The organism is Luteibacter sp. UNC138MFCol5.1 (assembly GCF_900110505.1).
Taxonomy (GTDB): Bacteria; Pseudomonadota; Gammaproteobacteria; order Xanthomonadales; family Rhodanobacteraceae; genus Luteibacter.
Genome location: NZ_FODZ01000004.1, coordinates 440,717 through 457,784 on the forward strand (window position 1 = coordinate 440,717; position 17,068 = coordinate 457,784).

Below are 17,068 nucleotides of genomic sequence, written 5' to 3' on the forward strand. Positions count from 1 at the left end.
GTCATGACGTCAGGGGCGCGGCCGGGAGGAGCCGACGCGCAGCGCCCGAAGAGGTGAGCTATGCCAGTCCACGACGGTATCGCCTTCGAAGCGCACCCAGGAGGGACCGTACTCCCAGCGATCGGTCCCGCGGCGCGTGGGCTCGCCTTCGATCGCGAGCACCTCGTCGGGCGACATCCCGAGCGCGAGCGTGCCTGTGGGCACGGCGTCGGCACGCGTCGCGACGGGCGATCCCGGATCCTCGCCCGGATCGGACTCCCGTCCGTCCGGCCACGTCGACCAGAGGACGGCACCGATGCCGAGCAGCACCGTCGCGAACCACCAGCGCGACGCGACGCGGCGCGCGCGGGCCGGCGCCTCCGCGCCGCTCGCCGCGGAAGCTACCGGGTCGATGCGCGGCATCGCGGCCGGCTCGGCCGACGCGGTTTCAGCGACCGGAGCTTGCGCGACGACCGGCGCACCGGGTAACCGGCCGTGCCTGCGATAGAACTCCATCGCCGCCCCGTATTGCGCCGTGAGACGCTGCAGGCGCGCGGCCGCGATCGCGTCGGCGCGCGTGCCGCGGCGGCGATCGGGATGCCACAGCGCGACGTTCCGCCGATACGCCTGCTTGAACTCGTCCAGCGAGCAGCCAGGCTCCAGCCGCAGCTTGCCGTAGAGATCGAGAAAGTCGGTTTCGTGTGCCACCGGATGGCTCCCCTGGGACGGCGTGAGTGACGGATCCTCGCACTCGCGTCCCGCGCCACCAAGCGTGGCGCAGGCCCATCGCACTGACAAGTACAACTTTTGGAGAATCGCCATGCCCGCACGGCTCCCGTGCCTCGCGGTCGCGCTCGCCCTCTCGCTCGCCCACCCGCGCGCGGCGATGAGCGCCGACATCTCGTCATCCGCGCCGTCGCTCGGCGCCCATGCGTTTCTCGGCCAGGCCGAAGGCCTTGGCGTCAGCCCCGCGCGCACGCCGCCGCTGACGACCCGGCCGGCCGGCAGCGTGTTCATCGCCTTCAACGCGGGCTACGCGAGCAACGACGCACGGCCCGCCGATACGCACGGGAACACGTGGAAGCGCCTCGGCCATGCCATGACCTACGCCGGCTACGGCGACCGCTTCAGCGTCAGCGCGTGGATCACGAACGGTGGCAAGGGTGGCGAGGGCCACAGCGTCTCGATCGAAAAACGCGGCGAACCGGCAGGTGAACTTTCCATGCCGTTCGTCGAAGTGCGCGACGCGACGCGTGTGCGCGCGTTCGCGCAATCGTACGCCGAGCCGTCGCTGATCGTCGCGAGCGACGAGATCACGGTGGACGGTCCCGCGACGCTGCTGGCTTTCTGGTGGGGCGACGGCGGCGTGAAGCGGATGACCGTGACGCCAGGCGACGGCTTCCAGCTCATCGACGCCTTCGTCGAACTGCCTGACGAAAGCGGCGTGCAGGGCGCGGTCGCGTGGCGCCAGGTGGAAGCGGCCGGCACCTATCGCGTGCACTGGACGGCCGCCCCCGTGCAGGGCGCCGCGTTGTGGATCATCGCATTCCGCTGATCGGCCGTCCGGTTCCGGACACCTGTCGAGGCGTGCATCCGCGCGCGACGCCAGCGCTGACGCCATTCCTATGGACGTGCGGACATAATTCCATCGAAACGGCGTGATCCGGCGTCCGGAAACGGACATCGACGCCTACAACCACCGGCATATTTTCCCAGCGAAGTCAGGCGACTAGGCTCAAACCTCGACATCGGGAGCCGCGGACGGGAAAGGCAGGAAGCCCGCCAGCAGGATGGCCTCGAGGAGCAGGACGCGCAAAAGGAATGGACCGCAGCGCGCAGGGATGCGCGAGGAAGGATCCAAGGATGCGCAGCAAACGGAACGCGCACGACGCGCGATCCGTCCGCGGCTACGATGTCGACTCGCGAGCGGCCGGTTTCCGGCGCCACGGCGGCATCGTTTGGTGCCGCCGTGGTTCTTCTTGCCGGAATGTCAGAACACCACGCGCACGCCGAGGTTGCCGGACCAGCCGCGCATGCCATAGCTGCCGACGAAGTGCTGGTATGTGCCCTGCCCGTAGACCTGCACGTGGTCGGTAAGCTGGCTCACCGCGCCCGCGGCGAATCGGTACGCGTTGCCGACGCGACCCGAGCCGAAGCGCTCGGCGACGTTCCATTCGGCGTTCGACACGTCGGCCGCCGGATCGCCGTTGCTGGTGTGCGTGAGGTCGAGGCTCGCATAAGGCATGAACCTCACGTTCGTCGTCCGCGCCACCTGCGCTCCGATGCGCGCGCTGGTCTGCTTCGCCGTGCCGAGCCGGACGAGCAGCCCGTCGACGTCGGTGAAGTTGCGGAAGTTCAGCTGCTGGTGCTTCAGCTGGAACCGCGGCTCGACCGTCCAGTCACCACCGATCGCGAGCGGCATGCCGGCTTCCACCGACATCGTCCACCCGTTCGCGCGGATGCGGCCCACGTCGGCACCGCGTGCGTCCGTGCCGACATCGCCGCGGAAACGCGTGGAGCCGACCACGCCATCGACCCACAGCCCGCTGCCGTGCAGCCACGTGATCCAGGCCGACATCCCGTTCGCGCGATACTTCGCCGAACTGTCGCCGTCCACCGCCTTCGGCGTGACGCGCGTCGTTCCATGATCCGCGGCCCACCCCGCGCGCAACGATCCGTTGTCGCCGTCGAGCGCGATGACGCTACCACCCAGCTGGAGCGCATTCACCTGCTGGTCGAAGTCGTAGCCGAAACGTGTGAACGACAGATTCGACGTGTACCGGAGCTGGCCGCCCAGATAGCGTGCGAAGACCTCGCCTCCCACGGGATCGCTGGACGTGCCGGAACGCAACTCGCCCAGGCGCTGGTGCAGACCGTCGTTGAGCATGTCGCCGTAGGTGAGCAGTGCCGCGGGCGCCGACAGATACGACGGCAGCTGCGGGACGACCTCGAGCCGCTCGCCCTCCCCCGGGCCCGGATCGACCGGCGGTTCCACCGGTGGGTCGACCGGCGGAACGCCCGGGTCGACGGGCGGATCGATCGGCGGCTCGACCGGATCGCAGTCGTGCTCGCAGACGTAGCTGTTGCCGAGGCGGTAATCCCAGCCCAGCGTCGCGCCGTTCTGTAGCGCGTTCTGCGCCTGATCGACCTGCCCCGGACCGAAGGCATGCAGCGTGTATTGCCAAGGACCGGCGGCGACGTAGCCTCCGCGCAGCGCGAACGCATCGGCGCGCGACGCACCGTGAACCTGCACGAGCGAAATGCCTTCGTTGGCGTCCACGACGCCGTTCTGATTGGCGTCGGTCAGCGCGCCACTTCCACTGCCGGTGACCGCAAGCTCCGTGACGCCCGTGGTCGCGACATCGCCCTCGATGAGGACGCGATCGGTCACCTGCTGCGAAAGCGGACCACCGGCGCCCAATTCCGTGTTCAGGCCGAGCGTGCCGCCCGTTCCCGTCAGGCCGCCACGGATGACGAGCGATTTACGGCTGCTGTCACCCGAACCGTCGAATATCGCGGCACCGCCCGAGAGTCCCAGCGAATCGACGTCCGAATCCGCCTCGATGTTCCAGACCGATCCACTTGCCAACGACGCGGCTACCGGACCCGACATACGGCCGTGCAACGTTGCCTGGTTGCCGAGTGCCAGATCGACACGGCCACCCGCTGCGACGAGCACGTCGCCGTCGACCGCGCTGCGGTCGACGGTCACGCTGGCGGTCGTGCCCGACGCCGCCTCGATGGCGGTGCCGTTGCCACCGACGAGGACGCTTCCGTTGGTCAGCGAAATCCTGGCGTCGGTGGTTGTCGCGTTGTCGAACGCGTCGATCCAGATGCCGCTACCGGTAGCGCTCTGCATGCTCGAGCTGTCGAGGTTGAGATTGATGCCCGTGGCCCCCGGAGACGACCGTGGGTCGTACATGAGATAGGCGCCATTGAGCGCACCGGTCATCTGCGATGCCGTCGCATTGAGGGTTCCGTCGAAGACTCCGACACCGGCTCCGAGGTCCGCACCGGTGCCCGACACCGCGACACCGTTCAGGTCGAGCGTCGCCGCGGAAGCGACACTCGTTCCGTAGGTGAAACCCTTGATCGACCCACCGGTGGCCGAGATCCGCATGACCGACGCCGAGGTGCGGTTGACGATGATCAGCCCGGCAGCGCCGGTGCTCTCGACGTTCGCACCGTTCAGCGTGCCCTGCGCGCCGTCCGCGAATTCGAGCGCCATGTCGGAATCTCTGATCGTCGCGCCGCTGTCGACGACAAGCCGCCCGCCGACGACCTGGGTTCGTTCGGCCGAAGCGCGCTGCGACAGAGTGAGGAATGCGCTCCCGGGCACTATCCACGGCTCGGGCCTCTCGTTTTCCTGCACAGTCGCCGTTTCACCAGGCCTGAGCGTCCTGGCCTCCGCGCCACCGGTGTTGCATAACGCAGCGGACGCCAGGGCCAGGAACAGCCTCGTCCGCTGCCCTCGAATGTGGTTCGTCGTCATAGTTCTTGTCCTTTCTGACGCGCTGTTTGGCCACGACATGGCCGACGCCAGCGGAAAGCGAGGGTCGATCGCGATGCGTGGCGCGGTGCGCGGAATTCCTTGCCGCTATTGCACCGCAATCCCTCGGCGAGCTTCCATAGGATTACTCCTAAAATGCCCGATATGCTTAACACGGCAAAAAGGTCGGCGTGATCCGGCTTGCGCCCGTCGGGCCAGATCGCATGGCTCTTTTTTGTCACATCGACGTCGCCTGTCCGCAAGCGGACACTCGCCGTGTCCGGATCCGGACACTATCCATCGCGGGGGACGCCATCGCCACCCTACGCTCTTTGGCATATAGCCATCCACGAGGCCGGAATATATTGTTCTGCGACCGGCGCGCGCTTCGGGACGAGGCGGTTAACGCGCAGCACCTACATGGATGAGAGGTCACGACGATGAACAAGGCAAGGACGATCTACGCCCCTGGTTTCACGCCGACGCGGGCGCCCCGGCGTGTTCGCGGCACCGGAGTACTCGCCGATCAGAACCTGACAGACCCGCTGACGTTCGCCGCGGCCGACCTGGGCAGACCCAAGCCGGATGGTACGGTCGACAACATGTTGCACAAGGATGCCGCAGGGAAAGAACTCACGGTTACGGTGCCCATCCCCGACCAGGTGAAGGTCCGCGACACCGTCTGGATCGCGATCGACGGCGTGCAGGCAGGTGCGAAGCACATCGTGACGCTAGCAGACAAGACTGCGAAAAGCGTCGGCCTTCCCATCACGGCCGACCAGCATGCCGTTGAGGGCGCACATTCCATCAGCTACACCTTCGAATTCACTTCGGGAGCTGGTGGCTTCGCCTACGGCCCACGGCAGGGCTTCATCGTCGACACGACGAAGCCGGGAGAACCGACGCTCGCCGACATGACCTTTCCCGATGCGGCCGACGGCTACGTCACGATCGATTCCATCATCGACAATGGCACCGATGAACCCTACGTCGTCGCGCTGGTGGACGGCTACTCCGGGTACGCGCCTGAAAACGGCGATGAGATCATCGGCTATATCGACGGGCAGGAGGACACGGTTCACCTGACCAACAACGGCACGTCGCTCGAATTCCACTTCGGAGCGGATTTCATCATCGCTCAGCACGACGGTGAAAGGGTCTTCCAGTACAAAGTCATCGACAGGGCGTGGAACGAGTCCGCGTTGTCGCAACCAACGACGCTCACGGTCCTCATCGAAAACGCGTTGACGGACCTGAAGCCGCCGAGCGTACCGAGCTACGACAACGACGCGGACCCGAAGGTCATCGACGAACAGGATGCCCGCGAGGCCGGCGGCCTCAAGGTGGTGGTCCCTCAAGACGACCAGATCGAGGTTGGCGACGACATCTGGGTGACATGGGCCTCGGCGGCCATCGGCCCCGTTCGGGTTACCGATCCCTCCCAGGCGACCACCGTCGGTGTGCTTTACCCGTCGATCAGCGCGGCCTACGCATCAGGGGGCGGCACGGATGCGCCCGTGGATGTCGCCGTCAGCTATGAGGTGTGGCGCGGAGGCGGTATCGTGGGACGGCCCGATGCCGGCGTGACTGTCAAGGTCAACCTGTTCCAGGCCGGCGGCGTCGATCCGACGCCCGAAACGCCCGAGAACGAAAACCTGCTGCCCGCCTCGTTGCAAAGCGGCGAGTCCACCGACGCACCGAACACCATCAGCCTGAAGGGCTTCGAGTTGGATGCGAAGGTCACCATCCCTTGGAAAACCAAGGACGACGTCGGCAGCCTGATCCTGGGTGACGTCATCGGCGTCAAGTACGGCAAGGCTGGCACCATCGCCGACTACACCGTGACCGCCGCCGATGTCCTGGCAGCGGAAGATCTGGAGTTGACCCTCCCCAAGGAAACCCTCCAGCCTGAAGGATCGGGAGATGTCGCGCTGACCTACACCGTGGCGAGGTCGCTCGCCGAGAACGGACCGAATCTCTCGTCGCCCCCGGCCCAGATCGTGAAGGTTACCGGCAAGGACGGTCTGCCGGGCGGCGGCACGCTCGCGCCCATCCGCATACCCGCCGCCGAGGGGCATGACACCATTGACCCGCTTCGCCTGCTCCTTGGGCCGGACCAGACGCCGAACAAGGACACGATGATCGACTTCGTCATTCCCGAGTACGCCAATCAGAAGGCTGGCGATACCATCGTCATCAACATCAAGGCGTACGATCTGTTCGGTTACGAGGTGGCGGATCACACACATCCGGCCGACGATCCCTCCGCCATCACGGATCGCGACATCCTGGGTGAGACGGTGGAGGTCGCAGCGGACACGGGCGAAACGCGCAAGCCGATCAACGGTTACAGGTTGATGGGTTTCAATGCCGCTCAGCCGGATCCGGCCGATTGGATCGCCATCCATGCACACGTCGTCTACACCGTGACGAACAGCGTGGGCACTTCGACATCGCCCGGACCCGTTCTCGATCTCGATGGTCGGGGCGGCCCCAACAAATAATCGACTGCTCGACGAGAGTGCGATCGGCAGGCAAGCCGGTCGCACCCTACCGTCTCCACCATGGAAGGTGCAGCATGACCACGCCAACGAACCGCGTCGGCTCATACCCGGATGCGCTTCCGGACCCGGTCGAGATTGCCGACGATCTGCTTGCCCGTGTCCCCGCGGGTATGGCACCGGATTTCCTGCTCGATGCATCAGTGAAGGACCAGACCATCGACTTTCTGCTGCCGCGAGCACCCACCGGCGTCAAGACGAGCGACACGGTGCAGCTAACGGACAACGGCCAGCCCCTCGGCGCGCCGGTGCTTGTCGACCCTTACCTTGCGCAGGAGTACATCCCGCTCGCTTTGCTGCCTGCGGACCGCCTTGCCGAGCGCACGTACGCGCTCAACTATGTCGTCACCTACCATTCCGCTGGTGGCCGGCAGGTCGAGGGGCCACAAGGACAGCAGTTCATTGTCGACTACACGGCACCCGGCGGTACGAACGGACCCTCCGCCATGGTTTTCGCCCCAGGCGTCGCCGATGGCGTGACGCAGGAAGACCTCGAGTCCAACGCGAACGGAAGCTGGTTGAGCGCCACGGTCGAGGCGTACAACGATCAACAGGCGGGCGACAGGGTGCACGCTTACATCGACGGCGTGGCGGAGATCGGCTACGTCGAAGTGACCCTCGGCGAGGAGGAGTCAGACATCGCCCTGCGCTTCCCCAGGGACGTACTCGAACGCGTACGATACGCGGCCGCCGACCCGGACGGTGAGTTCCTGTTCACCTACCGCCTCGAGGATCGGGCCGGGAACCTCTCCGATTCTTCGGTGCCCGTGTCACTGAGGTTGCTTCTTGGCCCGAGCGCGCCCTGGGTCGCAAACACCGTCGGCGACAAAGGTACCGAGCTCCATCTCGGCGACGTTCCTGACGGCTACGTTTCCATCATCGCCGAGGAGCACGGCGGCATCGTCGGCGACAGCATCGCGGCCTCATGGAAACCCGTGGTGGGCTCGCCATGGACATCCGCGCCCCTGCCAGTCCAGCGCCCCAACTACCCGGTCACGATCCCCATGCCCGTCGCCGATGCGAACCTTCGCACGGGTTCCGTCGATGTGACGTACGCACGAACGGGCGTGTCCGGCGAGGCGAAGTCGCTAGCGAGAACGTTGAACGTCATAGGCCTTGCGAACCTCCTGCCGGTGGATGTCCGCGAGGCGGACGGAATCGATATCGCGCTCGCCGAGGTGCCGCCCGCGGGCGCCACCTTGATCGCGGCCGTCCAGGCTTTGATCCCTGCGGGAAGCGCGGTCACGTTCGAGTGGAAAGCGGTCGATGCGAGCGGCGCCTCTTTCTCCGATCGAACCACCGTCTACGCGAACGGCATGGAGCCGACCGAGGCGCGACTGCCGTTGAGCGATCTTCAACAGGCCGCCGGATCCATCGACATTCGCTACACCGCCGACCCCGACGCGGCGACCCGGCTCGCCCAGGAGGCGCCCTGGAGCACCTTCAACGTGATCGCGAGCGGCACCGGCTACCCGCCACCGACCGTGGCGGAGGCTCCGGAGGGAATGCTCGATCCAGCGAACGCGACGGAGGGTGCACACGTCGTGGTGGACGCCGACCTGATCGCCAGCGATAGCGTGACGCTACTCTTCGGAAGCGACGAATTTGGCCCTTATCCGGGAAGCAAGCCGCTCACCGTGCTGATTCCCGCGAGCCTCATCCGCTCCCTGCTCGGACAGAGCGTGCAGGTGGCGTACCGGGTAACGCGTAACGGCATCCCGGACATGTCGGCGCCACTGGACCTCACGATCGGGACGTTCGAGGACGAGGATGACGATCTGCCGACTCCGGTCATCGATCGGGCCATCGCCGGCGAGCTCGACATGACGACATTCGACGGCGATCCCCAGGTGCTCGTCACACCCTGGCCTCTGATCTCGGCGGGTGAGACGGTTTGGCTCCGTGTCACCGGCACGCTGAGCAACGGTGGGACCGACACCATCGCGCTCTACGCCGCGCAATCCGTGACGCCGGCCATGGTGACCAGCGGGCTTGCCGTGTCCGTTCCGCGGGCCCGCCTTCTGTCGCTCAAGGACGGAAGCGACGTGACCGTGACATGCAAGGTCGACTTCGGGGGAACGACCGTCGAGAGTGCGGCGGTTCTGTTCCCCACGTCGTCGTACCGTCTGCGCCTGAAGAGCGGCGGATTGATCGGAGGAAGAGCCTTCGAGCTCGAGGAGTTCGAGGACCCGACCTCAGCGGTGGCCAACGGCGACACCTATCGCATGCGCTTCTGCCGGATCACGCCCGTGGGAGGACGCCTGCAGAAGAGTACCGGGTCCAACTCCCCCTACCTGCTCAGAGCATGTGCCTATCTGAGCGAGTCCACCGATGTCACCGCGCGAATCGTTCTGGACCATCCCGCCATCGAGGCAAGACTGGGCGTCCGGCCACCGACGGCGCCTTACACGACCACCGTCGTCGCTTATGACGCGGCGCACCAGGTGATCGACCGACACACGCTTTCGTTGCCGGGCTGGGCGGAATTCGCCTCGCCTTCCACACGCCCGATCGCGTCGCTCGAGGTGCTCGGGACCGGCAACCACGCCACGTGGTTCGACAACCTGAGCATCAGGACGGGGGCCGCCTGGGACGAGATCACGGATGCAGACCCGCGTTGCCTCGAAACCTTCGACGACCTTCCGCTCGAACGGCACGGAGATCACTATGAGTTCGACCGATGGCACGTGAATGTGGGCGGCACCGGCACGCAGACGGGCGAGATCGAGATTCTCGTACCGGGCGGACTCTCGACGAAGGCGCTGGGCGTGCACATGAGGCCCTATGGTACCGTTCACCAGTTCACGCCGCAGTTCGCCGTGTGTCCCCGTGTCAGCACGAGACTACGCATACACGCCTCGGAGTCGCTGGGACGATCGGTGACGGTTTTCCTGGTCTACACGAACAGGTACGACCCGGTCTTCCGTACGGTATCGAAGACCGTCTCCTCGCTGGGCACGGCCACGCAGAACGTCACGTTCAGCACCTCCAGCGAAGTCGCCGGCAACGGCGAATACGTATCGCACATCCGTGTCGTGGTGAATGGCACCCCTAGCCGCAACGTGACCATCTACTACGACGACATCGAATTCCGCACCGGCAGCGTGCGCTCATCGATCCTGCCCCCTGCGCATACGGTTGCTCCGCGAGCGAACGCGTTCAACGCACCTTTTGTTCCCGAGAGCATCGACGGCCATGTCGTGATCGATACATCGCCCGTGACCGTCGCCTGCGAAGTGCACGACGGCCTGAAGGGAGATTTGTTCCACGCGCGCTGGTACAACGACCCGGCGACGGAGACGCCGGCGTTCGAAACCAAGGAAGAGGCTCTGCCGCGCGACCATTACCCGATGACTTTCATCGTTCCGCTGGCTGAAGCCGCCCTCCGTCCTGGAGACATCATCGCCGACTACGTGGTGCGCCGGGGCGATGAGACGTTCATCTCCCAGCCGACACGGCTCAAGGCTGAAGTCATCGCGCGGCTCCAGGCGGTCGAGGTGGACGAAGCGAACGGTGACGACGTCATCGAACTGGGCACACTGCCGGACCACGCCACGGTACGGGCCCCGGCACAGCCGGAGCTGGTGCCGGCCGGTCGCAAGGTCACCTTCGCCTGGGAAGGTAAGGACGCTGATGGAGTGACAGTTGGCGGGACGAACGTCGCGTGGTCCAACGGCCAGGACGACACGACCACGAACCTGCCACGGGCCGACCTTGAACGCGTCGGGTCGATGGCGATTCGCTATACCGTGACGAACGAGGAAGACGCACGGGACGTGGCCATGGACGCGCTGGTCGCCCCCTGGCGAACCTATCGCATCGCGTCGACCGGACCTTCCTGGCCCCTGCCGGACATCATCGAACTGTCCGCTGGCGTGCTGACTCCGACAGCGGCCCGACGCGGCGCCACTTGCTATATCGACGCCGCGCTCGTACCCACCGACGAGATCGTTGCCACGTTTGGCGGTTTCACCTCGTCGGCTGTAGCCGGCGCTCGCCCCCTGCGCATCGTTGTGCCGCCCGGCGATGTGGCGCGTCACCTCGGTCGCGATGTGGATGTCGCATACACGGTGACGCGCAACGGGTCGACATCGAGTTCTCCACCGCTGACAATCCACGTCCAGGGCTTCACTGACGACGATGGACTTCTTCACGCACCGGCGATCGACGGCGCAAATGCGGGTATCCTCGATCTCACGAGTTTCGAAGGCGTTCCCGAGGTCACCGTCGCGCCGTGGCTCCTGATCGACCCACGGCAGCGCGTGATGCTTTCCATCGAAGGCGAGTCAGCCGATGGCTCGGTGGCACGCGTCGACCTCCTGGCCGGCGCACCCGTCGATCCCGCATGGGTCACGAGCGGCCTACGCGTGCCCGTCGCACGCGAAATGCTCCTCGGATGGCGTGACAGGTCGACCATCGACGTCGTCTTCGCGGTCCAATTCGACAGCGCGACGGAAGCGACGCGCTTCCCGAAAGCCACGTACGTGCTACGGACCGGGGCTATCGGAACGCCGGGCCGCGCCTGGGAGTGCGACGACTTCGCCGACATCGTCGTGCTGGACGCGCAAAGGCAGGTCCAGTCGCGATTCTGCACGCTGCGACAGCGCACCGGTGTACTCGAGGCATCCTTCCTCGACGCGCCGTGGCAGGCTGCGCTGGCTCCCTTCGCCGAAGGCATGGCCGCTCGCATGACGAAGGCTTCCGCGGTCACCGTAATCGAGCTCGACCGACCGGCGGCCAGCATTCGCCTTGGCGTGGCGCCCGACTCGCGAGGCTCCGTCCATGTGATCGCATTCGACGACGAAGGCGAGCAGGTCGGCGCCGTCGACCGCGACCATCCCGCCTGGGTCGCTTTCGACGCAACCGATGGCGGTCCGGGCCTTCGCCGGCTCGAACTATGGTCGACCGTCGATGGCGAAGCCTACTTCGACAATCTCCTGGTCGGCACCGGCGAGCCATGGCGGTGGGAAACGGAGCCGGTTCGCGAGGGCTTCGACGACCTGGAAGACGGCACGTACGACGCCCGTCTCGAGCTTCCGCTGTGGTCGATCAAGGCCGACTCGACGACCATCGAGGTGACAAGCGCGCCGGCCGGCATGTCGGGCAAGGCCGTCGCCATCCACATGAATCCCGGCGGCCATGTCCACCAGATCACGCCGAGATTCGCCATCCGCCCGAACCGGGAGATACGACTGCTGGTGCGCGGCGTGGTGAGCGAACCCTACGACGCGCGCTTCCGCGCCGTGTACTTCAACACCGACGACCTGACCCTCCGACCCGTCGAACTCAAGGTCGAGATCGGCAACTACACACGCGTGATCTCGATCAGCGAGCCCGGCGATCTGCCGCGTCCAAATGAACTGCTGTCCCACGTATCCGTCTCGCACGGCAACGGAACCCATGCCGCGACCGTCTATTACGACGACCTCTCAATGGAATTGAATGGAGATACGAACATGAATCCCTTTGTCGCCGAAGTCATCCAACGTCATGCGGACGCGCGTACGTCCACCGGCCGGTCCGGCGCCAATGCACCGCGCGCGATGGCACCGCCGTGGGTACGCGGCACCGTCGATGATCTCGGCCTGGTCCTACGTCTCGAAGACCTTGCCAAGGGTGACGCGCAGGTCGATGTGTACAGCCATGAAGGCGTGAAAGGCGAATCGATCCGCGTCCGCTGGCAGAAGGTCGGTACCGAATCCTTTGAGACAGGCTGGCAAACGCTGACGCGCGATGGAGAGCCGCTCCTTTTCACCATCCCGTACGACAAGGTCAGCGCACGTATCGGAGACGTCAACGTCCGCTACGAGGTCGAGAAGATGGATGGTACGTCCGCGTTTGCGACCAGCCAGTTGACCGTCGAAGGCACGCCGGGCGTGGCACTCGTGGAGGTCGTCGAAGCCGAGGATGGGAAGATCGTGCTCGCTGATCTTCCCGCGGCTGGTGCGACGCTTTCGGCGCCGCACCAGCCTGAGCTGATCCCCGCGGGAAGCGCCATCACGTTCCTGTGGAAAGGTTCCGATGCGAACAATAACGACGTGACGGGTTTCGCGAAAGGCTATAGCGACGGACACACGCCCTTTCAGAGGACGATGCCGATGTCGGACCTGCAACGCATGGTTGGCCGCGTCGAGATCTATTACGAGGTCGAGCAAGCGGTGCGCCGCTCTCGTGGATTCCTTCCCCGCACCGTCAAGCCTCGCGCGCATCTCGTCTCGGACATCGCCTACTTCGACATTGTCGGCGCCGCGGGCTATCCCGCGCCAACGGTGCTTGAGGCAAGCACGGGAATGCTCAGACCAGTCGACGCGGACAAGGGTGCCACCGTCGCTATCGATGCCGATCTCGTCGCCACCGACAGCGTAAAGATCTTCTTCGGTCCGTATTCGACGACCGTAGCGGGGTCGGCCTCGCTCCGTGTGGTGGTTCCGGCGGGCGAAATCGCCGCGCTCCTCGGGCAAGCGGTCGAGGTGTACTACGCGGTCACCCGGGCGGGCAAGACGACGCAGTCGGAGAAACTGCCACTCACCATCGGCTATTTCGAGGACGGCGATCTCCCCGTACCGCGCATCGACATGGCGGACCCGGACACGTTCGAGCTCAATCTCGGCAACTTCGACGGCGATCCGAATGTGGTGGTCGATCCCTGGCCGCTCATCGCTGTGGGGCAGACGGTATGGGCAAGCGTCGACGGGGTGCGGTCGGACGGATCGACCGTCAACCTGTCTGTGCTGGCCGGCGAACCCGTCACGACGTCCATGCTTGGCACCGGCGTGCAGGGGCCCGTGGCGAGGCTCGCGCTCGAAGCCTGGAAGGACGACAGCGAACTGACGGTGACATGCAAGATCAACTTCGCCGGAGGACCCGAGGCTGCCGCCGTCACCCTGGATCCGATGCGCTATCGACTCGTTCGCGGAGGCGGAGGCGGGATAGTCGGCCGGGAGTTCGAACACGAGAACTTCAACGATCCTGTCGCGTCGGTGGCCAACGGCGATTGGTGCCGCATGCGATTCTTCAGCATTCGCCCCAGCGGCGGACCGCTCAAGAAAGGGACGACGAGCTCGGCATCTCCGTATATCGACGGAAACGCGGTGCTGCTGCAGGAGACGCAAGCGGCCGTCACCTGCGAGGTCGCACTCGACCATCCCGCTGTCGAGGTGCACCTCGGCGTCAAACCAGCAAGTACATCCATTCCCACCGAGGTCATCGCTTACGATGGGACGGGTGCTGTCATCGAGCGGGTAACACCTGGCACCACGTCCTGGGTCAGGTTCATATCGGATTCGTCGCGGCCGGTCGCGACGCTGAAGATCAGCTCTCAGAGTGGCACCTCCACCTACTTCGACAACCTCATCGCTTTCACCGGATCGACATGGGACATCATCGACATGGACAGCGATCCCCGCTGCCGGGAGACATTCGACGACGTGCCTCTCGGCAAGTACGGGAATCACTTCGAGTTCGATCGCTGGCACGTGAGCATCGACGGGCTTTCGAACCGGGACGATATCCGCGACGGGAACATCGAGATCGGACCGGCCCCAAGCGGCATGTTTGGCCGTGCACTCGCTGTCCACATGCAGCCATACGGGCGTATCCACCATCTGACGCCCCAGTTCGCGGCCTGCCCGCGTATCGAGACGTCGTTCTACATCAGAAGCACCTCTTCGGCATTGCACCGGGCCAGCGTGACGCTCGTGTACGTCGACTTCAACAACAAGACCGTGCGAACCACGGCGGCGAAGTCGATAAACCTGGATCTCGGCATCAAACACGTCGTCTTTTCGGCGACGACCGAGGTGGCGAGAGACACCGAGTACCTGTCGCACATTCGCGTCGCCATCGATCAACCCACGCTTCCGGCGACGATTTTCTACGACGACATCGTGCTGAGGTGACGCGATGGAAACGACGCAGCCAGCTATGCCGTGGGTCGACGGAACGAAGGACGACGGCGGCACGGACCTCGTCCTCGACGACCATCCCACAGGCCAGATCGTGGTCAAGGTCGAGGGCGATGGCCGACCGCGGGGATCGCTGGTGCAGGTCCGCTGGCTCGGACTGGGCGACGGAACGTCGCCCAGTCCGCCGTACGAAACAGGGTGGTCGCTCGTCACGCACGCGAATGCTCCCCTGGACTTCGAGATTCCGGTCTCGGAGGCCAACCTGCGCCCGGGCACGGTACGCGTCAGTTATACCGTGCTGGGCGGTGACGGCACGTCGGTCGAGTCGCTTGGACGGCCGCTCACGGTGACCTCGCGTGGCACGCTCGTGCCGCCCGACGTCCCGTCGGGCGACGGAACGGCTATCAGCCTGGGCATAAGTGGCGACACCATCGAGGTCGTGGCGCCGCGGCAGCCCGAACTCGTGCCGCCAGCCAGCCGACTACGCTTCTACTGGGAAAGCCAGGAGACAGGCCTCGACCGATGCAGGGGATGGGACGAATGTTTCGCCCCGGAAGACACTGCATCGCTGGGCCACATCCCCGCCAGCGCGATCGCCCGACTGCAGGGCCGGCATATGCGCCTGTGGTACGAGGTCGATGTCTATGCGGCCGGTGGCGCGCACCTTACACACCGCCAGAGCGAACCTGTCGTGTTCGAGATCGCCGGCGACGCCGGACTCCTTCCGAAGGCGACCATCGTCGGCACTACTGCGAACACGCTCAGGCTGAGCGACTTCCCGACCGACCTGGCACTCCTGATCCCTCCCTGGCCCGGCATGACGGAAGGCCAGACCGTGTGGATCGAACTCGAAGGCGTCTGTGCCGAGGGGCCAGCCTCGCTCATCGCGGCCGATGGCGAGCCGGTGACCCGCCCGATGCTTGCCGACGGGTTCTCGACGTCCGTGGCGGTCTCCACGCTTCCAGCATGGAAGGACGGCTCGGTCGTGACGCTGCGCGGTGCCATCAGCTTCACCGGAGGCTCGCGCGACGATGCAACCGAACTCCCTGTTGCGACGCTGACGCTGCTGCGCGATTCGGGCAACGAGGGGCGCGCCGTGGAAATCGAAACCTTCGATGGCCTGGCTCCCCTGGCGGCTGGCGAGACTCAGCGGTACCGATTCTTCGAACTGCAGCAGAAAGCCGGCCAGCTCACCGCTTATTCCACGTCGGGCACCACCGGCTACGAACCCTACCTGAAAGGTCTCTGCGCGAGCATGGCCGCATCCGGCGGATCGACCGTACGAATCGTCCTGGATCATCCCGCCGCGCGTGTGGAGCTGGGCGCCCGACCAGCGAACGAGAGCTACCCTGGCACGGTCGTGGCGCGCGATCGCGAGGGCGAGGTCGTGGCGAACCTGCGCATCGAGAAGATGGGCTGGATCGATATCCGCCCCGCGACAGAAACGACGCGTATCGCAAGCATCGACATCTCGAACACCGGCACCTCCGGACTCTACTTCGACAACCTCAAATGCCACACGGGCAGCGCGTGGAACGAAGCCTCCGGCGAATTAGCAGGGAAGTTCGACGACCTCGTGCCCGGCGAGCATGGCGACACTTTCGTCTGCCAAACCTGGAGCGTCTCGGCTCCGGGAGCAGACATTGCCATCATTCCGGACTCCTTGTCCGGAAACGGCATGTGTCTTGCGGTCCGCATGGCGCCCGAAGGACGAACCCACTATCTGACACCTCGCTTTGGCATCCGGCCACGCGTTCGTGCGGAACTACGCGTGCGCACCAGTGGGACGGTGTCGCACACCGCGAAGTTCGAGATCGTGCTGATCAACAAGTTCGATCACACGGTTCGCGTGTTCAGCCAAGAGAAGACGGTGGGTCCGCAGGAGACGCCAATAACGTTCGCTACGGCGCAACTACCCACGGACGACGAGTACGTTTCGCATTTTCGCATCGTCCACAATTCCGGGAAGACGGTCACCGCCGTCATCTACGACGACATCGTACTCGAATGAGACGCGCAGGATGGGCCGATCCGGTACCGCTCGCGGTCCACCTCGGCCATTCGCCCAGCCCCGGCTAGCGCGCCAGTTGTATATGCCGACCCCGACCCCCGGCTTATAAAGATCACCAAGGCGT

6 protein-coding genes are annotated in these 17,068 nt (G+C 65.4%); 4 read left to right on the top strand and 2 right to left on the bottom strand.

The window, feature by feature from the left end; genetic code table 11:
* Positions 1 to 9: 9 nt before the first annotated feature.
* Complete coding sequence (locus tag BMY69_RS14080) at positions 10 to 687, bottom strand: J domain-containing protein (protein WP_090179343.1); 678 nt, start codon at positions 685 to 687, stop codon at positions 10 to 12.
* A 112-nt stretch (positions 688 to 799) separates the two neighbouring features.
* Between BMY69_RS14080 and BMY69_RS14085 the strand changes: the two genes are divergently transcribed.
* Positions 800 to 1,534: a hypothetical protein gene (locus BMY69_RS14085; protein ID WP_090179346.1), complete on the top strand. Its 735-nt coding sequence runs from the start codon at positions 800 to 802 to the stop codon at positions 1,532 to 1,534.
* A gap of 435 nt (positions 1,535 to 1,969) precedes the next feature.
* On the opposite strand, the gene BMY69_RS14090 is transcribed toward BMY69_RS14085, so the two are convergent.
* Positions 1,970 to 4,207, bottom strand: a complete 2,238-nt coding sequence (locus BMY69_RS14090) for an autotransporter family protein (RefSeq protein ID WP_177191183.1) — start codon at positions 4,205 to 4,207, stop codon at positions 1,970 to 1,972.
* 701 nt (positions 4,208 to 4,908) lie between these two features.
* Between BMY69_RS14090 and BMY69_RS14095 the strand changes: the two genes are divergently transcribed.
* From BMY69_RS14095 to BMY69_RS14105, 3 genes are all read left to right on the top strand, one after another.
* Positions 4,909 to 6,972, top strand: a complete 2,064-nt coding sequence (locus BMY69_RS14095) for a hypothetical protein (RefSeq protein WP_090179351.1) — start codon at positions 4,909 to 4,911, stop codon at positions 6,970 to 6,972.
* 74 nt (positions 6,973 to 7,046) lie between these two features.
* Complete coding sequence (locus tag BMY69_RS14100) at positions 7,047 to 14,927, top strand: hypothetical protein (RefSeq protein WP_090179354.1); 7,881 nt, start codon at positions 7,047 to 7,049, stop codon at positions 14,925 to 14,927.
* Between the two features lie 301 nt (positions 14,928 to 15,228).
* Positions 15,229 to 16,944: a hypothetical protein gene (locus BMY69_RS14105; RefSeq protein ID WP_143070480.1), complete on the top strand. Its 1,716-nt coding sequence runs from the start codon at positions 15,229 to 15,231 to the stop codon at positions 16,942 to 16,944.
* Positions 16,945 to 17,068: the final 124 nt, after the last annotated feature.